We start from the raw sequence: 24,160 nt of genomic DNA on the forward strand, positions 1-24,160 counted from the left end.
AGCATGGCCCCCGTCCCGGTTTGCCCGGGGCGGGGGCCATTTTGCGTTTCGGCGCCGATGCAGCCGTCAGCAGCCTTCGCTCTTGTCCACGACGCCGGGCTTGCTCCGGTCCTCGCACATGGCGGTGTTGGGCTTGGCCCCTCGCGGCTTGGCGGGCCATTCCTTCCCGCTCTCAGGGTCGGCCCGAGTGAACTCTTCCGGGTCGTGGGGCATCCCGTCGTGCTTGCCTTGGCCGTTCTCGCGTTCGGGATCGGTCGCGGGATTGTCCTTTGGTGTGGCTTGTTCTCTGGTCATGATGCTTCCTCCTGGCCTGACAACCAGCGCGTGGACGCGATGTTCCAGGCATCTACCCTTGGAGTAAGCCGGAGGACACCTCTCGCGAGCGGGCTCTACTGAGATGCTGGGCTATGCGCCGCTTCGACATGTGGCCTGAATTCGTGGGACACCGCACGGGATAACCCATTGATATTGCTTGTTGCGGCTCCGTGGGTCAATGGGGCACTCTGCCTCAATGATTTCATTGGGTTCCGGTACTTGTTTGACGCCCTCCGGGCCTACCAGTCCACCCTCCGAAACCCGCTTTATTCCGCCGTGGTATCGCGCGAGGCTGGGTCCGGCAGCAAACCGGATGGAGGCAGCGATGGCCGAGGCGAAACGCAGGCTGGCCGAGATGAACGCGCGCGCCGCCGCGCTCTACAGGGCCGATCCCAAGACCATGGGCGCTTTTCGCGGTCTCATGCTGGCCGCCGGGCGCGAGGGGCGCATCGGCCCGGCGATGAAAGAAATGATCGCCCTGGCCGTCGCCATCGGCCGCGGCTGCGAGGATTGCGTGCTCTTTCATGCCGCCGAGGCCCGGGCCCATGGCGCCGGGCGCGAAGAATTGCTGGAGGTCCTCGCCGTCGCCATCGAGATGTCGGGCGGGCCGGGAACGGTCTATGCGGCCAAGGCGCTCCAGGCCTTCGACCAGCTGCAGGGCGACGGTGGGGACGTCGGGCCTGAACGCGGGGCTTGAACCTGCCGCCCGGCCCCGGCATGGATGCGGGGATGCAGGCGCGCATCCGATCCGCGCCGGGAGGGGAACGTGACGGACAGGAAGATCAGGCTGGCGCTGAACGGTTTCGGCCGCATCGGCCGCTCGATCCTGCGCATCTGGGCGCAGGGCGGCTACGAAGACCTGGAACTGGTCTTGATCAACGACATCGCGCCGCTCGACAGCTGCGCCTATCTGTTCGAATACGACAGCGTCTTCGGCCCCTGGCGCGGGCAGGTCGGCACCGCCGAAGGGGCGCTGGTCGTCGACGGCCGGACGATTCCCTTCCATTCCGCGCCCGACCTGCGCCAGCTGGATCTGGCCGGTATCGACGTGGTGCTGGAATGCACCGGCATGACCGGCTCGCGCGCGGTGGTCGAGCGCGGGATCGAGGCCGGGGCCAAGGCGGTGCTGATCTCGGGGCCTTCGGACGAGGCCGATGCCACCGTGGTCATCGGCGCCAACGAATCCGGGCTGGCGGGGCACCGGGTCGTCTCGAACGCCTCTTGCACTACCAATGCGCTGGCGCCGCTGCTGCGGGTACTGGACGAACGCTTCGGCGTGGTCTCGGGGCAGATGACCACGGTGCATTGCTATACCGGCAGCCAGCCCACGGTGGACAAGCCGCGCGGCGATCCGGCGCGGTCGCGGGCGGCGGCGCTGTCGATGGTGCCGACGACGACCAGCGCCGGGCGGCTGATCGGCACCGTGCTGCCGCATCTGGCCGGACGGGTGGCGGCGCGGGCGATCCGGGTGCCGACCGCCAGCGTCTCCTGCATCGACCTGACCTTTGCCAGCGAGAAGCCGGCGGACGTGGCCTCGGTGAATGCGGTGCTGAAGGCGGCGGCCGAAACCTCGCCGGTCTTCGGCTGGACCGAGAAGCCGCTGGTGTCGAGCGACCTGCGGGCGCGCCCGGAATCCATCGTGGTCTCGGGGCGCGAGACCTCGGTGGCGGGCGGGCTGGTCCGGGTCTTCGGCTGGTATGACAACGAATGGGGCTTTTCCAACCGGATGCTGGACATGGCCCGGCTGATGGGGCGTCGCCCGGACGGGCACGGCGGCGCCGAGTGAACGGCTGGCCGTGAAAAAGGGGCCGGAAAACCGGCCCCGTCACTCGTTACCCACGCTTGGTTCAGCGGTGCAGGTCGAAGCGGTCGGCATCCATGACCTTGGACCAGGCCGCGGCGAAGTCGCGCACGAACTTTCCGGCATTGTCGTCCTGGGCATAGACCTCGGCATAGGCGCGCAGGATCGAGTTCGAGCCGAAGACCAGATCGACCCGGGTGGCGGTGTGTTTCACCGCTCCGGTCTTGCGGTCGCGGATCTCGTAGAGATTGCCGCCCACCGGCACCCAGCTGTTGGCCATGTCGGTCAGGGTCACGAAGAAGTCGTTGGTCAGGGCGCCCGGGCGCTGGGTGAACACGCCATGCGTCGTGCCGCCATGGTTGGCGCCGATGGCTCGCATGCCGCCCATCAGCACCGTCATCTCGGGCCCGGTCAGGCCCATCAGCTGGGCGCGGTCCAGCAGCATCTCCTCGGGCGAGACGACGTATTCCTGCTTCTGCCAGTTGCGGAAGCCGTCGGCCAGCGGCTCAAGCACCGCGAAGGATTCGACATCGGTCTGCTCGGCCGTCGCATCGCCGCGCCCGGGCGAGAAGGGCACCGCGATGTCGAAGCCGGCGGCCTTGGCGGCCTGTTCGACGCCCAGGTTGCCGCCCAGCACGATCACGTCCGCCAGGCTGGCCCCGGTCTCGGCCGCGATCGGTTCCAGCACGGCCAGCACGCGGGCCAGGCGCTCGGGCTCGTTGCCGGCCCAGTCCTTCTGCGGCGCCAGGCGGATGCGCGCGCCGTTGGCGCCGCCGCGATGGTCCGAGCCGCGATAGGTGCGGGCGCTGTCCCAGGCGGTGGCGACCAGATCCTGCACGCTCAGCCCCGAAGCCGCGATCCGGGCCTTGACCGCCGCCACGTCGTAATCGGTGCGGCCGGCGGGGATCGGGTCCTGCCAGATCAGGTCCTCGGCCGGAACGTCCGGGCCCTTGTAGCGCGCCTTCGGCCCCATGTCGCGGTGGGTCAGCTTGAACCAGCCGCGGGCGAAAGCGTCACTGAAGGCGTCGAAATCGTTCATGAACCGCAACGAGATCTCGCGATAGACCGGGTCGACCTTCAGCGCCATGTCGGCGTCGGTCATCATCGGCATCCGCCGGATCGAGGGGTCCTCGACATCGACCGGCATGTCCTCTTCGGCGATGCTGATCGGCTGCCATTGCGAGGCGCCGGCCGGGCTGTGGGTCAGCGTCCATTCATGCTTGAACAGCATCTGGAAAAAGCCGTTGTCCCATTTCGTCGGGTCGGTGGTCCAGGCGCCTTCCAGGCCCGAGACCATGGTGTTGCGGCCGATGCCGCGGCCCTTGGTGTTCATCCAGCCCAGGCCCTGGAACTCGGGGCCGGCGGCCTCGGGGTCGGGGCTGAGGTCGGCGACATTGCCATTGCCGTGGCACTTGCCGACGGTGTGGCCGCCGGCGGTCAGCGCGACGGTCTCCTCGTCGTCCATGCCCATGCGGGCGAAGGTCTCGCGCATCATGTTGGCGGTGGCCTGCGGGTCGGACTTGCCGTTCACCCCCTCGGGGTTGACGTAGATCAGGCCCATCTGCACCGCGGCCAGCGGATTGACGAGGCTTTTCGCGTCGCCCAGGTCGCCATAGCGGTTGTCGCTGGGGGCCAGCCATTCCTTTTCCTCGCCCCAATAGGTGTCCTTCTCGGGGTGCCAGATGTCCTTGCGGCCGAAGGCGAAGCCATAGGTCTTCAGGCCCGCGACCTCATAGGCGATGGTGCCGGCCAGCACGATCAGGTCGGCCCAGCTGATCTTGTTGCCGTATTTCTTCTTGATCGGCCACAGCAGGCGGCGGCCCTTGTCGGTGTTGACGTTGTCGGGCCAGCTGTTCAGCGGCGCGAAACGCTGGTTGCCGGTATTGGCGCCGCCGCGGCCGTCGCTGGTGCGGTAGGAGCCGGCGATGTGCCAGGCGGTGCGGGCGAACATGCCGACATAGCTGCCGTAATCGGCCGGCCACCAGTCCTGGCTGTCGGTCATCAGCGCCCGCAGGTCGGATTTCAGCGCCTCGACATCCAGTTTCTTCAGCTCTTCGTCATAGTCGAAATCCACACCCAGCGGATTGGTCTTGGCGTCCTGCTGATGCAGGATGTCCAGGTTCAGGGCATTGGGCCACCACGCGGTGACCGAACTGCCCATCGCGGTATTGCCGCCATGCATCACCGGGCATTTCCCGGCCATCCTGATGTCGTTTCCGTCCATGCTGGCTCTCCTCTGATGGGCCGCTCGCGCGTTTCCGAAAAGGCGGTTCGCCGAGCGAATCTGCGCCTTAATCCCTGTTCTAGCAGCTTTGAGGATTGCTGGAATTTATAAGTTATAATTCCAACCATAATCAAAAATTATGATGGGCGTCGGGCAGTCACAGCCAGTACTCGCGCAGGGCGAAATCCCGGTCCAGCAGGACGATCTCGGCGCGGCGGCCGGGGGCCAGCGCGCCATGGCTGGCTTGCAGGCCCAGCAGCGCCGCGGGCTCGGCCGTGGCCATGCGCAAGGCGCGTTCCGGCGCGATGCCGGCCAGTCGCACCAGGTTGGCGACGGCCTGCGGCAGGGTCAGGTCGGCCCCGGCCAGGGTGCCGTCGGCCAGCGTCAGCCGGCCGTCGCGGCGCAGGATCTGCCGGCCGCCCAACGCCATCTCGGTCAGGTCGGTGCCGGCGAAGGCCATGCAATCGGTGACCAGGAACAGGCCCTCGGGCCGCGCCGCCAGGGCCAGCCGCATCGCCGCCGGATGCACATGGATGCCGTCGGCGATCAACCCGGCGCGGGCATCGCCCGACAGCACCGCGCCGGCCAGCCCCGGCGCGCGGTGGCCGATCTGGCTCATGGCGTTGAACAGATGCGTCGCGCAGCGGGCGCCGGCGGCAAAGGCCGCCTGCGCCGCGTCATAGCTGCAATCGCTGTGGCCCAGGCTGACGATGGCGCCGGCGCCGGCCAGCGCGGCGATCTGCTGCGGGCTGGCCGCCTCGGGCGCCAGGGTCACCATCAGCGCCGGCAGCTGCCGCGCCGCCTCGCAAAGCCGGGCCAGGTCCTGTTCGCCCATCGGCCGGATCAGCGCCGGGTCATGCGCGCCCTTGCGCCGCGGGTCCAGATGCGGCCCTTCCAGATGCAGGCCCAGGAATCCCGGCACCTGCGCCCGCGCCGCGGCGATTCCCAGCGCGACGACATGGGCGGTGGCCTCGGGCGTGTCGGTGATCAGCGTCGGCAGCACCCCCGCCGTGCCCAGGCCGCGATGCGCGGCGCAGATGCGGCGCAGGCCGGCGACGTCCGTCCGGCCGTCCAGCATCAACCCGCCGCCGCCGTTCACCTGCAGATCCAGGAAGGCGGGGGCCAGGATGCCGGTCACCGCGCGGCGGTCCTCGGTGGGCGCCTCGACCTCGGGCAGGATCGCGGCGATCTCGCCTTCCTCGATCACCAGCGCATGGCCGTCGATCATGCGGGCGCCGTCGAAGATGCGGGCGCCGGTCAGGACCTCGCGCGCCATCATAGCGTCTCCGTCACCTTGCGCAGATGCGGCGGCGTGTCGGGGTCGAAGCCGCGCCGCCGCGCCAGCGCCTCGATGAAGCCGTAGAAGCCGGCGATGGTCACCAGCGGCGCCACCAACGGATGCAGCCCGGAAACGGTGGGCAGGGGGGTGGCGCCCGCGACCTCGGTGCCGGTGACGAAGACATCCGCCCCCTGCGCCGCCAGACGCTCGGCCGTGGCCCGAAGCTGGGGCAGGGCAGCGTCCTCGATTCCCAGCGCCAGCACCGGAAAGCCGGCCTGCACCAGGGCGGCGGGGCCGTGCAGCACCTCGGCGGCGGAATAGGCCTCGGCGTGGATGCCCGAGGTCTCCTTGAATTTCAGCGCCGCTTCGCAGGCGATGGCGAAGGCCGGGCCGCGGCCCAGGACATAGGCCGACGAGGCCCGCGCCAGCCGCGCCGACAGCGGCGACCAGTCGAGCCCCGCCGCCTCGCCGAAGGCCTCGGGCAGGGCGGCCACGGCGTCTTGCAGGGCATGATCCTCGCGCCATTCCGCCAGCAGCGACAGCCCGGCCAGCACCGAGCAGACGAAGGTCTTGGTCGCGGCGACGCTTTTTTCCTCGCCCGCCTGCAAGGGCAGGCAATGGGCCGAGGCGCGGGCCATCGGGCTGGTCTCGGCGTTGGTGATGGCGACCGACAGCGCCCCGCCCTGCCCGGCGGCGCGCATCATCTCGACCCCGTCCGGGCTGCGGCCGGATTGCGAGATGCCGATGCAGGCCGCCTTGCCCAGCCGCAGCGGCCGGCGATAGACCGAGGCGATCGATGGCCCGACCGAGGCGACCGGCACCCCGGCCTCCAGCTCGATGGCATATTTCAGATAGGTGGCGGCATGGTCCGAGGAGCCGCGCGCCACCGTCACCACCAGGTCCGGGTCCTTGCGGCGCAGGGCATGGGCCGCATCCGCCACAGCGTCGCGCGACAGCGCCAGGAAGCGGGCGGCGGCCTGGGGGATCTCGGCGGTTTCGCGCGCCATATGCGTCTGGCTCATCTCGGGCTCCTTTCGGCCTGCGCGGCAGGCGGCGGCGGGTCGTTGACGCCGGCCTCGTCCCGCCGGGCCAGGTGCAGGGCACCGTCCAGGCCGGTTCCCAGCGGCGCCTGCAACCGCCAACGGCCTTGCAGGCGCGCGGCGTAATGCGGCCCCAGCCCGCCCAGGAACACCACCGGCAGATCGCGGCCGGCCTGCAAGGTCTGAATCATCTCGCCCAGCTGGGCCACGGCGGCGGCGAAGATGCGCTCGCCCGCCGGGTCGGTGCCGGCGACGATGCGCGGCGCAAAGGCCGCGAATTCCACCGGCCGGGCGCGCAAGCCGAAGCCGATCACCCCCTCGACCCCGCCCAGTTCGTCCAGCACCGCGCGCAGCAGCGGGGTCGTCGGCGCGAAGCCGTCCTCGGCGCGCAGCGCCTCGGCCAGCAGCGCCCGGCCCAGCACCGCGCCGCTGCCCTCGTCGCCCAGCAGGAAGCCGCGCCCGCCGTATTGCCGCACCGCGCCGCCGGCCTGCACCGCCAGGACCGAGCCGGTGCCGACGGCGACGACGATGCCGTCCGCGTCCCCCAGCGCCCCGGCGGCCGCTGTCGCGGCATCGGTGAGGATGCGCGCGCGGCGAAAGGGCAGCATGGCTTGCAGCCGGCGGGCGGCGGCGGTGACATTGGCGCCGGCCAGGCCGAGCACGGCGGTCAGTTCCTCCAGGCGGCCGCGACCGGCCTGCAGCAAGGCGGCGCGGGCGGCGGCGAGGATATTGGCGCAGGCGGCCTCGGTCTCGACCGAGATGTTCGCCGGCCCCGCCGCGCCGCGGCCCAGGATCCGGCCCGAGCCGTCCGCGACGGCGGCGCGGCAGCCGCTTCCGCCGCCGTCTATGCCCAGGAAATATGCCATGGCGACTCCTTTGCGGGGCAAGATAGCAGAACCCCGCCGCAGCGGGAGGGGGCATCCGCGCCGCCCGATCCTGCGCCGCGCGGCCGCCAGCAGACGGCTGAAAAGGCCCCCGCGATGCAGCACAACGGACGGAAAGCGGGGAAATCGCCTCGACTCGCCCGCAAATGGCCTGCTTTTTTCAGCTGATGCCGGTCGGACCCGGAACGGCTTTCCGTCCCGGCGCTCGCTCGGACTTCTTGTCCGGCAGCCTGCTAGACCACCACCACGCCCGAATGCTTGGCCTTGTGCTCGGGCTCGACATGGATGGTGATCTGCGCGTCGGGCAGCTTCTTCTTCAGCGCCTGCTCGATGCGGTCGCAGATCGTATGCGCGGCCTCGACCGTGGTGTGGCCGTCCACCACCAGGTGGAAGTCGATGAAGGTGCGCGGCCCGGCGTGGCGGGTGCGCAGGTCATGCGCCTCGATGGCGCCGGCCGCCGCGTCCGAGATGGTGGCGCGGATGTCCTCCAGGGTCTCCTCGGCCACCGCCTCGTCCATCAGCCCCGACAGCGAGCGGGTCATCACCTTCCAGCCCGACCACAGGATGTTCAGCGCCACCAGCGCCGCCAGCGCCGGGTCCAGCACCGCCCAGCCGGTCAGCACCGCCAGCGTGACCCCCAGCACCACCCCGACCGAAGAGATCACGTCGGTCAGCAGGTGATGCCCGTCCGCCACCAGCGCCGGCGAACGCAGCGCCCGCCCGCGCGCGATCAGCACCCAGCACCACCAGCCGTTCAGCGCCGAGGCGGCGACGTTCACCAGCAGGCCCGCCCCCGGCGCCGCCAACACCGGCGGGTTCTGGAACCCGTCCCAGGCCTCGCGCAGGATCAACAGCGCGGCGACGATGATCATCACCCCCTCCAGCACGGCGCTGAAGAACTCGGCCTTGTGGTGGCCATAGGGGTGGTCCTTGTCGGCGGGCTTGGCCGCGACGCGGATCGCGATCAGCGCCGCCACCGCGGTGGCCACGTTCACCGTGCTTTCCAGCGCGTCCGACAGCAGCGCGATCGAGCCGGTCAGCCACCAGGCCAGCGCCTTGAGCCCCAGCACGCTGATACCGACAACGATGCTGCCGAGGGCGAGCTTTTCGGTGCTCGATCGGGATGATAGGAGCATGGGCCGGCCTTTCCGAATCCGTGGAGCGCGCCTTTTAGCGCCGAAGCCCGGCGCCGCCAACCTGTCGGCCGATCAGCGCGACATGAAGACGGCGGCGGCCTGGGTGCGGTTGACCACGTCCAGCTTGTGGATGATTTCGGCGACATGGTAATCCACCGTCCGCCGCGACATGTCGGTGATCAGCGCGATTTCGGCATTGGTCTTGCCGCGCGACAGCCAGTCCAGGATCTCGATCTGGCGCGGCGACAGCCGTTTGAGCCGCAGCGCATGGTCCAAGGCCGGGCGGCGTCCGGCCGACAGGCCCACGGCGCGGCTGCTGAGCAGCCCGGCCAGCACCTGCGCCGCCTGCCGCATCTCGGCGGCGGGAAAGGGCATCGCTCCGCGTGACACCAGCGCCAGCATCGAGCGGGTCCCGTCCGCCCGGTTCATCGGCACGGTGACGCCCCAGCGCACGCCGGCGGCGCCGACGAATTCGTGGAACTCGTATTCGCCCAGGCGGTGCAGGTCCGGCGTGCGCCACAGCCAGGTCGGCTGCGTGCTGACCGCATGGCGCAGCAGCGGATCGCGGTCGTAGAGGTCCAACTGCTCGTATTCCCGCAGCGCGCCCTGGGTCCAGGTGGACAGCAGCGATTCCTGCATCACCGAGCGCGGCGTGGGCTTGTCCAGGGCCAGATTGAAGCTCTGGCAGCCCAGTGCCTCGGCGGCATTGCGCAAGGCGGCGCGCAGTTCGGCCAGCGTCTGGACGGCGGCGGTCTCTTCGGCCGCGCGCGCCAGCACGGCCAGCAGGCTGGGCGCCTGTGCGCGGGCAAGGTTCTGCTGGGTCTGGTGATCGTCGGGCATGACCGGAACGGGGGCTTCCTCGGAACCATGGGCGGATCGCGGCCACTGGTGATTCTACCGGTTGCCGCAGGCAGCGATCTGGATCATGCGGGAAAAGCGGTCGTCGGATCCAGCCCAGTTGCGCCTTCCCGATATAACATTTGAATGGCACGCAGGTAATCAGTTTCGGCACAAGGCAGCCGGCTTCGGACTGCGATCGCGGCGACCGCGCCCGGACCTGGAGGGCCGGCGCCGCAATGGAAAAGGGGCCCGCAGGCCCCTTTCCGTTCACTCTGCCGGCACCGCGGCCAGGTCCTCGACCTCGGCGATGGGGTGCTTCAGATGCGGCAGCATCTCGCGCGGGCAGACCTGCACGAAATTGGCCTTTTCCTCGGCCCAGTTCTGCAGGATCTCCTCGGCCCGGCGCGATCCGGTCTCTTCGGCGTGGCGTTCGATCAGGTGCTTCAGCTGCCCTTCCCAATGCGCCTGCGTCACCGGGCACAGGATCAGCGTCTCGGCGTTGATATAGTCGCGCGCCAGCCCCTCGCGGTCATAGAGATAGGCCATGCCGCCGGTCATGCCGGCGCCGAAGTTGGCGCCGATCCGGCCCAGGATCACGGCGACGCCGCCGGTCATGTATTCGCAGCCGTTGGAACCGCAGCCCTCGATCACCACCTTGGCGCCCGAGTTCCGCACCGCGAAGCGTTCGCCCGCGCGGCCGGCCGCGAACAGATGGCCATCGGTGGCGCCGTAAAGCACGGTGTTGCCGATGATCGTGTTCTCGACCGCCGCCAGCGGCGAGCCCATCGGCGGCCGCACCACGATGGTGCCGCCCGACAGGCCCTTGCCGACATAGTCGTTGGCATCGCCCGAGACCTCGATCTTCAGCCCCGGCGCCGCGAAGGCGCCTAGCGACTGGCCGGCGCTGCCGGTCAGCCGCACGGTCAGGTGATCGGGCTGCAGGTTGTTGCGCATGCCGAAGGTCTGCACGATCATCGAGGAGGTGCGGGTGCCGACCGTGCGCTGGGTGTTCCTGACCGCATAGCTGAGCTGCATCTTCTCGCCGTCCGAGAAGAAGCGGCCGGCGTCGCGGATGATCTCGGCGTCCAGCGTGTCCGGCACCGCGTTGCGCGGCTTCGAGCGGTCGTAGACGATCTTTTCCGACCCGTCGACGGTGATCAGCAGCGGGTTCAGATCCAGATCGTCGAGCGACTTGTCGCCCCGGCTGACCTGGGTCAGCAGATCGGCGCGACCGATCACCTCATCGAGCGAACGCGCGCCGATGCTGGCGAGGATCTCGCGCACCTCGGTCGCATAGAAGGTGATCAGGTTCACCACCTTGTCGGCCGAGCCGGTGAACATCGCCCGCAGCTTTTCGTCCTGGGTGCAGACGCCGACCGGGCAGGTGTTCGACTGGCACTGGCGCACCATGATGCAGCCCATGGCGATCAGCGCCGCGGTGCCGACGCCGTATTCCTCGGCCCCCATCATCGCCGCCATGACGATGTCGCGGCCGGTGCGCAGGCCGCCGTCGGTGCGCAGCGTGACGCGATCGCGCAACCGGTTCATCGCCAGCACCTGATGCGCCTCGGTCAGGCCCATCTCCCACGGCAGGCCGGCGAACTTGATCGAGGTCGCGGGCGACGCGCCGGTGCCGCCGTTGTGACCCGAGATCAGGATCACGTCGGCCTTGGCCTTGGCCACGCCCGCCGCGATGGTGCCGACGCCCGAGGACGCCACCAGCTTCACCGTGATCTTGGCACGCGGGTTGATCTGCTTCAGGTCATAGATCAGCTGCGCCAGATCCTCGATCGAATAGATGTCGTGGTGCGGCGGCGGCGAGATCAGCGTCACGCCCTTGGTCGAATGCCGCAGCCGCGCGATCAGATCGGTGACCTTCATGCCGGGCAGCTGGCCGCCCTCGCCGGGCTTGGCACCCTGAGCCACCTTGATCTCCAGCTCTTCGCAGGCGTTCAGGTATTCCGCGGTGACGCCGAAGCGCCCCGAGGCGACCTGCTTGATCTTGGCGCAGGGGTTGTCGCCATTGGGCAGCGGATGGCTGTGCGCCGGGTCCTCGCCGCCTTCGCCGCTGTCGGACTTGGCGCCGATGCGGTTCATGGCGATGTTCAGCGTCATATGCGCCTCGGGCGACAGCGCGCCCAGCGACATGCCCGGCGTCACGAAACGCTTGCGGATCGAGGTGATCGATTCCACCTCTTCCAGCGGCACCGGCTTGCCCAGCGGCTTGATGTCCAGGAGGTCGCGGATATGGATCGGCGGGTTCGCCCGCATCGTCGCGGTGAACTGCTTCCAGACGTCATAGGACGCCTTTTCGCAGGCGATCTGCAGCAGCTTCATGGTGTTGGCTTCCCAGGCGTGTTTTTCGCCCGAGCGGCGCGCCTTGTAGAAGCCGCCCACCGGCAGCAGTTCGGTGGTGTCGGAATGAAAGCCCTTGGCGTGGATGTCCTCCAGCTTCGCCTGCAAGCCGTGCAGGCCGATGCCGGAAATCCGCGACTGCATGCCGGGGAAATATTCCGCGACCATGGCGCGCGACAGCCCCACCGCCTCGAAGTTCAGCCCGCCGCGATAGGAGCTGAGCACCGAGATCCCCATCTTGGCCATGATCTTCAAGAGGCCGGCGTCGATGGCATCGCGATAGTTGCGCATGTTGTCGATCAGGCTGCCCGAGAGCAAGCCGCGCTCGATCCGCTCGGCGATGGTGTCCTGCGCCAGATAGGCGTTCACCGTGGTCGCGCCGCAACCGATCAGCACCGCGAAGTAATGCGGGTCGATGCATTCCGCCGCGCGCACGTTGACCGAGCAGAAGGTCCGCAGCCCCTTGCGGGTCAGCCAGGAATGAATGGCGCTGGTCGCCAGGATCATCGGCAGGCCGATGCGGCTGGGGCCGATCTTTTCATCCGTCAGCACCAGATGGCCGGCGCCGGAACGCACGGCGTCCTCGGCCTCGGCGCGGATGCGGGCCAGGGCCTCGGCCAGGGCCTCGGGCCCGGCGCCGTCGGCGAATGTGCAGTCGATCTGAGTCACCGCCTCGCCGAACATCCGCATCATCTCGGCGAATTCGCCATTGGCGACGAAGGGGCTTTCCAGCAACAGGATCTCGGTCTGGGCACTGGATTCGTCCAGCACGTTCTTGAGGTTGCCGAAACGCGTCTTCAGGCTCATCACCCGGGTCTCGCGCAGCGAGTCGATGGGCGGGTTGGTCACCTGCGAGAAATTCTGGCGGAAGAAATGCGACAGCGGCCGATACTGGCCCGACAGCACCGCCGGCGGCGTGTCGTCGCCCATCGAGGCCAGCGCCTCCTTGCCGTCCTCGGCCATGGGCGCCAGCATCGATTCGATTTCCTCGACCGTATAGCCGGCGGCGATCTGGCGGCGGCGCAGTTCCTCGCCGGTAAAGACCAGTTCCTCGGGCAGGTCGCGCATCACCTCGGACAGTTGCACCACCTTCTCGATCCACTCGCCGAAGGGCTGGGCCGAGGCAAGGTAATCCTTGATCTCGCGGTCGTGGTAGAGCTTGCCCTCGGCCATGTCGACGGCGATCATCTGGCCCGGACCCAGCGCGCCCTTTTCGCGCACCGTGGTCTCGTTCACCGGCACCATGCCGGCTTCCGAACCGGCGATCAGCAGGTTGTCGCCGGTGACGACATAGCGCAGCGGCCGCAGCCCGTTGCGGTCCAGGCCGCCGCAGACCCAGCGCCCGTCGGTCATCGCCAGCGCCGCCGGCCCGTCCCAGGGCTCCATCACCGCGTTGCAATAGGCATACATGTCCGCCCAAGCCTGTGGCATGTCGGTGGTGGCCTTGGACCAGGCCTCGGGCACCAGCATGGTCTTGGTCATCGGCGCCGAGCGGCCCGAACGCACCATGACCTCGAACACCGCGTCCAGCGCCGCCGAATCGGACGAGCCGCCGGGGATGATCGGCTTGATGTCCTCGGCCATCTCGCCGAAGGCGCGGCTGGCCATCCGGATCTCGTGGCTGCGCATCCAGTTCGAGTTGCCCTTGAGCGTGTTGATCTCGCCGTTATGGGCCAGCATGCGGAAGGGCTGCGCCAGCCACCATTGCGGGAAGGTGTTGGTCGAATAGCGCTGGTGATAGATCGCGAAGGCGCTTTCAAAGCGCTCGTCCTTCAGGTCGGGATAGAATTCCGCCACCTGCTCGGCCAGCATCATGCCCTTGTAGATGATCGACCGGCAGCTGAGCGTGCACAGGTAAAGGCTGCTGATCTGCGCCGCCAGCGCCGCCTTTTCGATGCGGCGGCGGATGATGTAGAGTTCGCGCTCGAACTGCTCCTGGTCGATGTCCTTTTCGCAGCGGATCAGGATCTGCTCGATCTCGGGGCGGGTGGCATTGGCCTTTTCGCCCAGCACGCCGGTGTTCACCGGCACATGCCGCCAGCCATAGATGTAGTGGCCCATGCGCAGGACTTCGGATTCGACGATGGTTCGGCAGGCCTCTTGCTGGGCGAAATTGGTGCGCGGCAGGAAGCACTGGCCGACCGCGATCAGCTTGTTCTGATCCGGCTCGTGCCCGGTGCGGCGCACCTGGTCGTAGAAAAAGCGCACCGGGATCTGCACATGGATGCCGGCCCCGTCGCCGGTCTTGCCGTCCGCGTCCACCGCGCCGCGGTGCCAGATCGCCTTCAGCGCGGTGATGCCGGCCTCGACCACCTTGCGGCTGGATTTGCCGTCCAGATTGACGACCAGCCCGACGCCGCAGGAGGAATGTTCGTCCTCGGCGCGATAAAGCGAATGCTCGGCCATCCAGTCGCGGCGGCCCTGCTCTTGCTGTTCCCAATCCTGCATGTTCACGTCCGTGACTCCTTCATAAGCTGCCGCGGGGTGCCGGCGCCCTGGCCGCGCACCATCTGCAGGTCGCAATCATATTCCGGCGTGGTCGAGCCGAAGCCGGGCTGACCGGGGAACGAAAAGCTCACCGGGCTGTCGTTGGTCTCTTCCCGCGCGCCGGTCCAGTCCTGCGAGGTCTCGACCCCGCCGTAGAAGCGGCCCTGGGCGCGGCTGATGAATTGCTGGCCCTTGCGGGTGATCAGCACGTCGCCCGACTCGCTGTAGGTGATCAGTTCGAAGCGGGTGACCTCCAGCGCCACGCCGTCGATCTGCACCTTCTCGCCCGTCAGTTCGTCATGGCCGACATGGTGCAGGCGCTCGCCGTTGTTCGAGCGGGTCCAGAAATCGAAATCGTCCTGCCCGGTCCGGGCCAAGGTGCTGAACGAGGCATGGTCCTCGGCCGCGTCCTCGAGCACGTCCACCAGCCCCGTGCGCAGGTCGGTGCTTTCCATCCAGCGCGTCTCCTTGTCGATGCGCGATTGGTAGGTGGCGCCCTCGCGAGTGAAATAGGTCACCCATTGGTCGCCCGGCGCGTCGCCCGAGCAGCGATAATGCTGCGAGACGGTGCAGCTGCGGTTCTGCACCGTCATCTCCAGCTTGCAGCCCGAGGGCGGGGTGAAATTGGCGGCGCCGGCGGGCAGGGCGAAAAGCGTCAGCAGGGCTGCCGTTCCGGCCGCCAGCGCCTGGCGGTGGATGCGCGGTGCCCGGTTTGCGCGTCTGGGGTGCGTCATGGTCGCCCCCTATTCCGCCGCGATGCGGGCGGCATCGGAGAGGAAGCCGGCGATGCTGTCGGCGGCCTCGCGGCCGTCGCGGATCGCCCAGACCACCAGGCTGGCGCCGCGCACGATGTCGCCCACGGCAAAGACGCCGGGCAGGCTGGTCTGATGCGTCTGGTAATCGGCCTTGATCGTGCCCCAGCGGGTCACTTCCAGCCCCTCGACGCCCCAGAGCCGCGGCAGCTCCTCGGGCTCGAAACCCAGCGCCTTGATCACCAGGTCGGCCGGTTCGTCGTAATCTGCGCCCTCGATCAGTTCAGGCGACTGGCGGCCGCTGACGTCCGGGGCGCCCAGCCGCATCTTCTGGATGCGGACCGAGGCGATGGCGGGCAGCCCATCCACATCGACCTCTTGCGCCTGCATGGCCTCGCCGGGAACATGGCCGGAAAAGGCGCCGGGGGCGGAAAGCCACACGAATTCGACGCCCTCTTCCTCGGCGTTCTGTACCTCGCGCTGGCTGCCGGGCATATTGGCGCGGTCGCGGCGATAGAGGCATTTCACCGATTGCGCGCCCTGGCGGATGGCGGTCCGCACGCAGTCCATGGCGGTGTCGCCGCCGCCGATGACCACGACGCGCTTGCCGCGGGCGTTCAGCTCTCCGTCCTCATAGTCGGGGATCTCGTCGCCCAGATCGACCCGGTTCGAGGCGGTCAGATAGTCCAGCGCCCGCACCACGCCGCGCGCCTCGGCATTGTCGATGTCCAGGTCGCGGGTCTTGTAGACGCCGGTCGCGATCAGCACCGCGTCATGCTTGCCGCGGATGGCGTCGAAGCTGATGTCCTCGCCGACATTGGCGTTCAGCACGAATTCGACGCCGCCGTCGCGCAGCAGCTGGCTGCGGCGCTCGACCACGTCCTTTTCCAGCTTGAAGCCGGGGATGCCGTAGATCAGCAGCCCGCCGGCGCGGTCGTGGCGGTCGTAGACCGTGACCTGGAAGCCCATGCGGCGCAGCCGGTCGGCGGCGGCCAGGCCGCCGGGACCGGCGCCGATGATGCCGATGGATTCCGGGCGTTCCTGCGCCGGGGCGGCGGGCTTGACCCAGCCTTCCTCCCAGGCGGTGTCGGTGATGTATTTCTCGATGGCGCCGATGGTGACGGTGCCGTGGCCGGATTGCTCGATGACGCAATTGCCTTCGCACAGCCGGTCCTGCGGACAGATGCGGCCGCAGATCTCGGGGAAGGTGTTGGTCTCCTGGCTGCGGAAATAGGCCTCTTGCGTGCGGCCCTCGGCGGTCAGGCGCAGCCAGTCCGGAATGTTGTTGTGCAGCGGACAATGGCTCTGGCAATAGGGCACGCCGCATTGGCTGCAGCGGCTGGCCTGCTCCTTGGCCTTGGCATCGGCGAATTCGCGATAGATCTCGTGAAAGTCTTCCCAGCGGGATGCGGCGTCGCGCTTTTCGGGCATCTCGCGCCCGATGGTGACGAACTTGAGCATCTTTTGCGTGGCCATGGCTGCGCGTCCTTCGGCAGGGGGTGTCCCCTGCCTGATAGATCAGCCCGCAGCCGAATAAAAGTCATCTAAGCTGACCTATTTAACGTTTTCCTGCGCCCACCTTCCATTTTCTGCAGATGAGGCGTGGAAAATAGGTCAGTATAAGTTACCAACCTGCCTGCAAAGCCAGCAGAACCACGGCGCCGACCACGATTCGCCACCAGGCGAACAGCGCATAGCCATGGGCCGAGACATAGTTCAGCAGCCAGCGCACCACGATCACCGCCGCGATGAAGGCGCAGACGAAGCCGACCAGGATGTTTCCGGCCGCCGCCGCATCCAGGATGTCGCGGTTCTTGTAGAGGTCATAGACGAAAGCGCCCAGCATGGTCGGCATGGACAGGAAAAAGCTGAATTCCGCGGCAGATCGCTTGTCGGCGCCCAGAAGCAGGGCACCGACGATGGTCGCCCCCGACCGCGACACGCCGGGAATCATCGCCAGGCACTGGATGAAGCCGATGGCGATGGCGGTGCCGATGGGGATGTCCTCGGCGGCGTGATAGCGCGGGTGCTTGACCATGCGGTCCACGAACAGCAGCACGACGCCGCCCAGGATCAGCATGGATGCGATCAGGACAGGGGTCTCGAACAGGACCTCCTTGATGACCTTGTGCGCCAGCACCCCGATCACCACTGCGGGCAGGAAGGCCAGCAGCACCGCGGCGATGAACCGGCGCGCGCGCGGATCATGCGGCGCACTGGAGAAGATGCGCCACAGCTTGCCGGCATAGACCCCCAGGATCGCCAGGATGGCGCCGAATTGGATCAGCACCTCGAAGGCGCGTCCGGGCGAGTCGAAGCCCAGGAAATGCCCGGCCAGCAGGACGTGGCCGGTCGAGGACACGGGAATGAACTCGGTCAGCCCTTCCAGCAGACCGAGGGCGGCGGCGACGATGGTGTTGTGCTCCATCAGTTGTCGCGCAGGTTCTTCGCCGTGGCGGTGATCGCGTCATATTGGCCCGAGGGCCGGAAGCGCCACAGATATTCCGCGATCACGGCCGGGGCCGCGGTCGGCTGGATGCCCAGATCGGCAAAGGTGCGGATGCCTTGGTCTTGGCCGACGCGGTTCGCCAGCCGCAGCGTGCGCGCCTGGTCGCGGGTCAGCAGCCGGTTGGTCAGCAGTCCGCCGACCGCGACCTGGCCCGCATCCAGCACCCCGCCCATGATCCCGGCCAGGACATGCGGCAGGCCGACGATCAGCCGGCGCCGGTCGGTGGCCGTCAGCACCTGTTGCGCAATGTCGCGCATGGTCAGCACGTCCGGCCCGCCCAGTTCGTAGATGCCGGGCGGCGCCTCGCCCGCGGCGGCCAGGGCGGCGGCGCGGGCCACGTCCTCGACATAGACCGGCTGCACCGGCGTGTTCGCGCCCGGCACGACCAGGATCGGTCCCAGCCGGGTCATGGCCGCGATGCGGTTGTAGAACCGGTCGTCCGAACCGAAGATGATCGACGGCCGCAGGATCACCGCATCGGGGCGCTGCGCCAGCACCTCGGCCTCGCCCCGGCCCTTCGAGGCGGCGTAGCGGCTGGTCGAATCCGGGTCCGCGCCCAGGGCCGAGACATGCACGAAATGCCTGACGCCCTGCTGGGCGGCGATGCGGGCGATGCGGCCCGCGGCCTCTTCGTGGATGGCCTGGAAGGTGTTCTTGCCCTCGCGCACCATGATGCCGACGCAGTTGATCACCGCATCCGCATCGGTCATGCAGGCGGTGACGGAAAGGTCGTCGCGCACGTTGCAGGGCACCGGCTCGACCTGGCCGGGGGCGCCGTAGGTGCGCACGACGCCGGCCTGGTTCGGACGGCGGACGGCGACGCGGATGCGCCAGCCCTGCTGGGCCATGGTTCGGGCGATCTGCCGCCCCAGGAATCCAGACCCGCCATAGATGGTGACAAGTTTGGTTGCGGACATGGCTCTCGCTCCTATGCGTGGCGTGCTTGTCCGTTCAATACCCAAGCCCACCGCCAGCGGCAAGCCGTAGCCCCGCCGCGACCGCATCCGCGACCCGCAGCGCATTGGCGGCGATGGTCAGGCTGGGGTTGACCCCGTTCGAGGTCGGCATGAACGAGCTGTCGGCCACATAGAGGTTTTCCACCCCGTGCAGCCGGCAGTCGCGGTCCAGCACGCTGGTCCGGGGGTCGTCGCCGAAGCGCAGTGTGCCGCAGGGATGGGCGAAGTTCAGCTGTGGGGCCGCGCCCATGAACATGGCGCGATGCGGCCGGAACGCCTTGCGCATCGCCTTGCGGAAGGCGGCGCGGCGGCTGCGCAGTTCGTCCGAGATGTCATAGTGGAACCGCAGCCGGTCGGGGTCGTCGGCATCGGGCAGCACCCGGTTCTGGGCATAGGGCAGGTCCTCGAGCACGCCGACGAACAGCTTGGCGCGACCCAGCATCCGCGCCGCGACCATGGCGGGGATGCGCATGCCGTGACGCAGCGGGCGCAGCCGGCGCAGCGGCGACTGGTCGAAGCGGCCGTTCAGCGCGTGCAGGATCTCGCCGAAACCGGCGCTCAGGCCCATGGACTGCACGGTGCCGAAGCGCTGCCCGTCCATGAAATACAGGTCGCGCAGGCTGATCGATCGCGACTCTTCTCCCCGCTGCTGGCCCTGTCCGGTCCAGATGGCGATGATCTCGGAGAGGTGGAACATCAGGTTCCGCCCCACCAGGCCGGAGCGGTTGCCCAGCCCCTCGGGCCAGGCCTCGCTGCCCGAGCGCAGCAGCAGCGAGGGCGAACCCAGCCCGCCCGCCGCCAGCACGTAGCGCTTGGCGCGCAGGGTGAACTCCTGCCCGTCGCGCCGGCAGGTCACGCCCTCGACGCGGGTGCCGTCGGCCTGGATGCGGGTGACCGAGCAGCGATCCAGCAGCGCCGCCCGCCCGGATTCCAGCGCCGGCAGAACGCCTGCCGATCGGCCGTCCATCTTGCAGCGCCGCGGGCAGCGCCGGCCGAAGCAGCTTTCGCAGCCGGGCAGAAAGCGCGCGGCCATATGCGTGCGATAGGGGTGCATCCCGGCCCGGCGCAGGTCCAGCATCAGCGCCGCGTCCGATTCCGGCAGCGGCAGCACCGGCGCCAGCAGTTCGGCGCCGTTGGGGGCCAGCGGATCGACCTCGCCATTGATGTGGAAATAACGTTCGGCCAGTTGGAACCAAGGCTGCATCTCGTCATAGCCGACCGGCCAGCCGCCGGTCGGATGCGGATGGCCGGTCCCGGTGTCCAGGTCGTGGCGCTCGGGCCGTTCCAAGGTCGCGGCATAATAGGCCGAGGTGCCGCCGACTCCGGCGCCGATCATCCCGTCCAACTCGCACCAGGCGCCGTCCAGCTCGGCTTCCAGCAGCCGCGGCCAGGCGCCCCTGGACAGGCGCGTTTCGGGGTCCCGGGTCTCGATCTCCAGGGCGGAGAGCGCCTCGTCGCCCAGGTCGGGACCCTTTTCCAGATAGAGCACCGACAGGCCGGACTCGGTCAGGCGCCGTCCCGCCGTTCCGCCGCCCACGCCGGTTCCGATCACGATGGCATCCCATTCGCGGCTTCTAACGTCGTCCATGACAGGGTCCGTCCGGATAAAATGGCACTGGGTAACGGGACTGGTCGTCAAGGCGTTGTAGTCCCGCCGGGTTTTGCGCGGCAAGCTGCCGGAAAGGACAGGGGGCGAAGACAGGCGTTCCCAGCCCGCCAGAGAAGCGTTTTCGCGGCCGGAGAAAAAAAGAATCGCGGTGGGCAAAGATTTTCGTCGCGCCCCGTTGACACCCCCCGCGGCTGGCCTTAATCACCCGGCCTACGCGACCTGCCCAGGTGGCGGAATTGGTAGACGCGCACGGTTCAGGTCCGTGTGCCGCAAGGCGTGGAGGTTCGAGTCCTCTCCTGGGCACCAAGACAAAAGCCGTGCAATCCCTAGGGGTTGCACGGCTTTTGCTTTTCCGGGCACGCTTGCGGGCGGAGCTTGCCGTGAGTGGGGCGGCCGCATCAGGATGCCGGCCGGCGAAGACGCCGCCGGCCCACGCCAGGCGGATGGGCCGCCGGCCCCGCAGCGTCGCGCGCGGCGCAGATGAGAGGGAAGGATCCGCATGATTCCGCGTTTCGGGCCGTCGCCCGGCCGCCGCTCCTATCGGCTGCGCCCGGGGGCTTATGCGCTGCTGATCCGCGACGGCTGCGCGCTGCTGACCTGGCAGCAGGCGCCGGAGCCCGAGTTCCAGCTGCCCGGCGGCGGCATCGACCCCGGCGAGTCGCCGCTGCGGGCGCTGCATCGCGAGGTGCGCGAAGAGACCGGCTGGGTCATCGCCGCCCCGCGCCGGCTGGGTGCCTATCGCCGCTTCTGCTACATGCCGGACTATGATTTCTGGGCCGAGAAGCTGTGCTCGGTCTGGATCGCCCGGCCGGTCGCCCGGCTGGGTCCGCCCTCCGAACCGGGCCACCGCGCGCATTGGGTGCCGCTGGCGCAAGTGGCCGACCTGTTGCCCGATCCGGGCTCGCGCGCCTTCGCTCAGGCGGCACTGCGCTTGGGGCGGGGCGGTCAGGTCCACGGCAGGCCGCCGCTTTCGCCGTGCCGCTCGATCAGCACCGCCGAGATGTCGTCGTTGCGCTTGCCGCCGGCATAGTTTGCCGCCGACCAGCAGATGGATTCCAGCAGCGCGTCGCCGCGCAGCAGGGCATTGGTGCGCAGGATCGCCTGCAGCCCTTCCTCGCCCAGCGGCTCGCCGCGGGCGTTCTCGGCCTCGGTCAGCCCGTCCGAGGTGATGAACAGCCGGTCACCCGGGTTCAGCACCAGCTGCAGTTCTTCATATTCGGCATGGGCAAAGACCCCGACCGGCAGGCCGCCGGCGCCGATCCGCTCCAGCCGGCCGTCGGCGCGTTGCAGCACCGGATGGGGATGTCCCGCCTGAACCAGCCGCAGCCGGCCGTTCAGGAAGTCCAGGTCGGCATAGACCATGGTGAAATAGGAATCGGTGCGCAGTTCCTGGATCATCAGTGCGTTCAGGTGGTGCAGGATCTCGGCCGGGGGGCGGGCGTCGTAGAGGCCTAGGTCGGTGGTTCGCAGCGCCACGTTCTGGTCGGTCGCCCCCGACAGCAGCGCCGCCAGCCGGGCGCTGAGCAGCGCCGCCGCGACGCCATGCCCGGCGACGTCCAGCGCGAACATGCCGACCCGACGGGCGTTGATCGGGAAGAAGCCGACTAGGTCGCCGCCGATATGCCCCGCCGGGCGCATCAGCAGCGACAGGTCGAAATCGCCGAAGCGGCCGTGCCTTTCGCGCACCAGCCCCTGTTGCAGTCGCCGGGCCTCGCGCAGGTCGCGGTCGATCGCGGCCTGGGTCTCGCGCAGCCGGTCCAGCGTGTCGCGCAGCTGGGCATTGGCGGTGCGCAGGCTTTCCTCCATCCGCAGGATGCGTTCGCTGGCGGAAAGCCGGGCCAGAAGCTCGGCCCCCGAGACCGGCTTGGTCATGAATTCGTCCGCCCCCGCGCGCAGCCCTTCGGCGATGTCCTTCTTGTCGTTGCGCGAGGTCAGCAGGATGAAATAGCCGTAGCGGTCGGACTGCATGTCCCTGAACTGGCGGCAGAATTCCAGCCCGGTCTGTCCCGGCATCATCCAGTCCGAGATCACGATGTCGGGCCGGCGCTCCAGGCAGATCCGCATCGCCTCTTCGCCGCTGGCGGCCTCGACCACGTGATAGCCGGCGCGGATCAGCTGCACCGCCAACGTGCGGCGTTGCGCCCGGCTGTCGTCGACAAGCAGGACCAGCCGCGAATTGTGCGGAATGGACTTCACGGCCTGGCTGTCGAGGATCATCATGCCGGTGGTGTAAACCGCCGGCGCTGAAGACTCCGTTAATCCTGACAATTTTCGCGATTAACACGTCCTAGATGAAATCCGTGTTATATCTTCGGCCTGATTCCTCCGAGGGTTGTCCATGCTGGATTGGGACCGCATCAACGAACTGCGCGACGAAGTCGGCGACGACGAGTTCCAGCTGATCCTGGAGCTTTTCCTCGACGAGGTCGAGGGCGTGCTGATGCGCCTGTCGCGGCAGGACGCGCTGCGCCTGGAAACCAACCTGCATTTCCTCAAGGGTTGCGCTTGGAACCTGGGCTTTTCCCGCTTCGGCAATCTCTGCGACGAGGGCGAGCGGCTGGCCGTCGACGGCCGGCCGAGGGAGGTCTGCCTCGAGGAGCTGATGTCGAGCTATTCCGAATCGAAGCAGGCGCTGATCCGCGGGCTGGGCGTGGAACCGCAGTCCGGCCGGCACATGCGCCGGGCATGATCCGGCCGCCGGTGGCAGGGGTCAGATCAGGAACTCGGCCAGCACCGGGTCGCGGGTGATGTCGCGATAGCCGATGCCCGCGGCCTCCAGCCGGCTGCAGAGGCTGTCGAGGTTCTCGGGCCGCGTGGTCTCGATGCCGATCAGGATCGAACCGAAGTTGCGCGCCGATTTCTTCAGGTATTCGAAACGGGCGATGTCGTCCTCGGGGCCGAGCAGTTGCAGGAAATCGCGCAGCGCACCGGGGCGCTGCGGCATGCGCAGGATGAAATAGCGCTTGAGGCCCGAGAAGCGCTGGGCGCGCTCCTTGACCTCGGGCAGGCGCTCGAAGTCGAAGTTTCCGCCCGAGCAGATGCAGACGACCCGCTTGCCCGCCAGGTCGGGAATGTCGCGCAGCACGTCCACGGCCAGCGCGCCGGCCGGTTCCAGCACGATGCCCTCGATGTTGAGCATGTCCAGCATGGTGGTGCAGATGCGGTCCTCGGGCGCGGGGTGGACCTGCGTGGCGTCGAAGCGGCCGAGCGCGCGGAAGGGCAGGTCGCCGATCCGCGCCACGGCGGCGCCATCGACGAAATTGTCCACCGCCGGCAGGGTGACGGGGGTGCCCGACAGCAGCGCCTCGCGCAGGCTGGTGCCGCCCTCGGGCTCGGCGAACTCGGCGCGGGTGGCCGGGGCCAGCTCGGCCAGCAGGCCGGTCACGCCGGCGGCCAGCCCGCCGCCACCGACCGGCAGCACCACGATGTCGGGGACGCCGCCGAGCTGGTCCAGCACCTCGAGCCCCACCGTCGCCTGGCCCTCGATGATGTCGGGGTCGTCGAAGGGCGACAGGAAGGTGGCGCCGCTTTCGCGGGCGAAGGCCTGCGCGGCGGCCAGCGTCTGGTCGAAATAGTCGCCGGTCAGCACAATCTCGACGGCGCCGTTGCCGAAGATGCGGGTCTTGTCGATCTTTTGCTTCGGCGTGGTCACCGGCATGAAGATGGTGCCCTGCGCGGCGAAATGCCGGCAGGCGAAGGCGATGCCCTGGGCATGGTTGCCGGCACTGGCACAGACGAAATGGGTGCCGCCGCCCCGGGCCACGATCTTGCGCATCGCGTTGAAGGCGCCGCGCAGCTTGTAGCTGCGCACCGGCGTCAGGTCTTCGCGTTTCAGCCAGATCTCGGCGCCGTAGCGGGCCGAGAGATGGTCGTTCTTCTGAAGCGGGGTCGGCTCGAAGAGGTCGCGCAGCGCGACCTCTGCCTGGCGGACAGAGGCGGCAAAGTTTTCCATGTGCGGGCAATGGCGCGAAAG

18 protein-coding genes, 1 tRNA gene and 1 pseudogene are annotated in these 24,160 nt (G+C 68.6%); 5 read left to right on the top strand and 15 right to left on the bottom strand.

What is annotated here, in order from left to right:
* Positions 1-66: 66 nt before the first annotated feature.
* Positions 67-294: a hypothetical protein gene (locus tag JCM7685_RS19490; RefSeq protein WP_139218110.1), complete on the bottom strand. Its 228-nt coding sequence runs from the start codon at positions 292-294 to the stop codon at positions 67-69.
* Positions 295-640: 346 nt separating this feature from the next.
* On the opposite strand from JCM7685_RS19490, the gene JCM7685_RS03480 reads away from it, so the two are divergent.
* Together JCM7685_RS03480 and JCM7685_RS03485 are read left to right on the top strand one after the other, a co-directional pair.
* Positions 641-1,012 (top strand): carboxymuconolactone decarboxylase family protein, encoded by a 372-nt coding sequence (locus JCM7685_RS03480; protein ID WP_074969421.1) that lies wholly within the window; start codon positions 641-643, stop codon positions 1,010-1,012.
* Between the two features lie 69 nt (positions 1,013-1,081).
* The gene (locus tag JCM7685_RS03485) at positions 1,082-2,101 is read left to right on the top strand and encodes a type I glyceraldehyde-3-phosphate dehydrogenase (protein WP_083412851.1); all 1,020 of its coding nucleotides are present in this window, start codon (positions 1,082-1,084) and stop codon (positions 2,099-2,101) included.
* A gap of 61 nt (positions 2,102-2,162) precedes the next feature.
* Here JCM7685_RS03485 and katG read toward each other — a convergent pair whose 3' ends face one another.
* The 12 genes from katG to JCM7685_RS03545 form a co-directional block, all read right to left on the bottom strand.
* Entirely contained in the window at positions 2,163-4,340 is a 2,178-nt protein-coding gene (gene katG / locus JCM7685_RS03490) for a catalase/peroxidase HPI (protein WP_074969408.1), read from the bottom strand.
* Positions 4,341-4,497: 157 nt separating this feature from the next.
* Positions 4,498-5,616, bottom strand: a complete 1,119-nt coding sequence (gene nagA / locus JCM7685_RS03495) for an N-acetylglucosamine-6-phosphate deacetylase (RefSeq protein WP_074969419.1) — start codon at positions 5,614-5,616, stop codon at positions 4,498-4,500.
* Positions 5,616-6,641 carry an SIS domain-containing protein gene (locus tag JCM7685_RS03500; protein WP_074969406.1) on the bottom strand — a complete coding sequence of 342 codons (1,026 nt, stop codon included), beginning with the start codon at positions 6,639-6,641 and terminating at the stop codon, positions 5,616-5,618. The genes nagA and JCM7685_RS03500 overlap by 1 nt, the downstream gene beginning before the upstream one ends.
* Positions 6,638-7,525: a BadF/BadG/BcrA/BcrD ATPase family protein gene (locus tag JCM7685_RS03505; protein WP_074969404.1), complete on the bottom strand. Its 888-nt coding sequence runs from the start codon at positions 7,523-7,525 to the stop codon at positions 6,638-6,640. The genes JCM7685_RS03500 and JCM7685_RS03505 overlap by 4 nt, the downstream gene beginning before the upstream one ends.
* Positions 7,526-7,776: 251 nt before the next feature.
* Complete coding sequence (locus tag JCM7685_RS03510) at positions 7,777-8,679, bottom strand: cation diffusion facilitator family transporter (protein WP_074969402.1); 903 nt, start codon at positions 8,677-8,679, stop codon at positions 7,777-7,779.
* A 72-nt stretch (positions 8,680-8,751) separates the two neighbouring features.
* Positions 8,752-9,519 (bottom strand): helix-turn-helix transcriptional regulator, encoded by a 768-nt coding sequence (locus JCM7685_RS03515; RefSeq protein ID WP_074969400.1) that lies wholly within the window; start codon positions 9,517-9,519, stop codon positions 8,752-8,754.
* Between the two features lie 267 nt (positions 9,520-9,786).
* Positions 9,787-14,322: a glutamate synthase large subunit gene (gltB, locus tag JCM7685_RS03520; protein WP_074969398.1), complete on the bottom strand. Its 4,536-nt coding sequence runs from the start codon at positions 14,320-14,322 to the stop codon at positions 9,787-9,789.
* A gap of 2 nt (positions 14,323-14,324) precedes the next feature.
* Positions 14,325-15,095, bottom strand: coding sequence for a hypothetical protein (locus JCM7685_RS03525; protein ID WP_083412849.1), 771 nt, complete (start codon positions 15,093-15,095; stop codon positions 14,325-14,327).
* Between the two features lie 9 nt (positions 15,096-15,104).
* Positions 15,105-16,589, bottom strand: coding sequence for an NAD(P)-dependent oxidoreductase (locus JCM7685_RS03530; protein WP_074969396.1), 1,485 nt, complete (start codon positions 16,587-16,589; stop codon positions 15,105-15,107).
* 148 nt (positions 16,590-16,737) lie between these two features.
* On the bottom strand, positions 16,738-17,541 hold the full coding sequence (locus JCM7685_RS03535) for an undecaprenyl-diphosphate phosphatase (RefSeq protein WP_074969394.1): 804 nt from the start codon (positions 17,539-17,541) through the stop codon (positions 16,738-16,740).
* Positions 17,541-18,539, bottom strand: a complete 999-nt coding sequence (locus JCM7685_RS03540; RefSeq protein ID WP_074969392.1) for a complex I NDUFA9 subunit family protein — start codon at positions 18,537-18,539, stop codon at positions 17,541-17,543. Before JCM7685_RS03540 ends, JCM7685_RS03535 begins: the two co-directional genes overlap by 1 nt.
* A gap of 34 nt (positions 18,540-18,573) precedes the next feature.
* Complete coding sequence (locus tag JCM7685_RS03545; protein ID WP_074969390.1) at positions 18,574-20,166, bottom strand: GMC oxidoreductase; 1,593 nt, start codon at positions 20,164-20,166, stop codon at positions 18,574-18,576.
* A gap of 242 nt (positions 20,167-20,408) precedes the next feature.
* Here JCM7685_RS03545 and JCM7685_RS03550 point away from each other — a divergent pair.
* Positions 20,409-20,493 (top strand) — tRNA-Leu (locus JCM7685_RS03550).
* A gap of 193 nt (positions 20,494-20,686) precedes the next feature.
* Positions 20,687-21,118 (top strand): annotated as a pseudogene (locus JCM7685_RS03555) (NUDIX domain-containing protein); the annotation flags it as partial.
* 14 nt (positions 21,119-21,132) lie between these two features.
* Here JCM7685_RS03555 and JCM7685_RS03560 read toward each other — a convergent pair.
* Positions 21,133-22,407, bottom strand: coding sequence for a PP2C family protein-serine/threonine phosphatase (locus JCM7685_RS03560; protein WP_074969388.1), 1,275 nt, complete (start codon positions 22,405-22,407; stop codon positions 21,133-21,135).
* A 118-nt stretch (positions 22,408-22,525) separates the two neighbouring features.
* On the opposite strand from JCM7685_RS03560, the gene JCM7685_RS03565 reads away from it, so the two are divergent.
* On the top strand, positions 22,526-22,876 hold the full coding sequence (locus JCM7685_RS03565; protein ID WP_074969386.1) for an Hpt domain-containing protein: 351 nt from the start codon (positions 22,526-22,528) through the stop codon (positions 22,874-22,876).
* Between the two features lie 21 nt (positions 22,877-22,897).
* Here the strand turns inward: JCM7685_RS03565 and ilvA are convergent, their stop codons facing one another.
* Positions 22,898-24,139, bottom strand: a complete 1,242-nt coding sequence (ilvA, locus tag JCM7685_RS03570) for a threonine ammonia-lyase IlvA (protein WP_074969384.1) — start codon at positions 24,137-24,139, stop codon at positions 22,898-22,900.
* Positions 24,140-24,160: the final 21 nt, after the last annotated feature.

The organism is Paracoccus aminovorans (genome assembly GCF_900005615.1).
Lineage (GTDB): Bacteria > Pseudomonadota > Alphaproteobacteria > Rhodobacterales > Rhodobacteraceae > Paracoccus > Paracoccus aminovorans.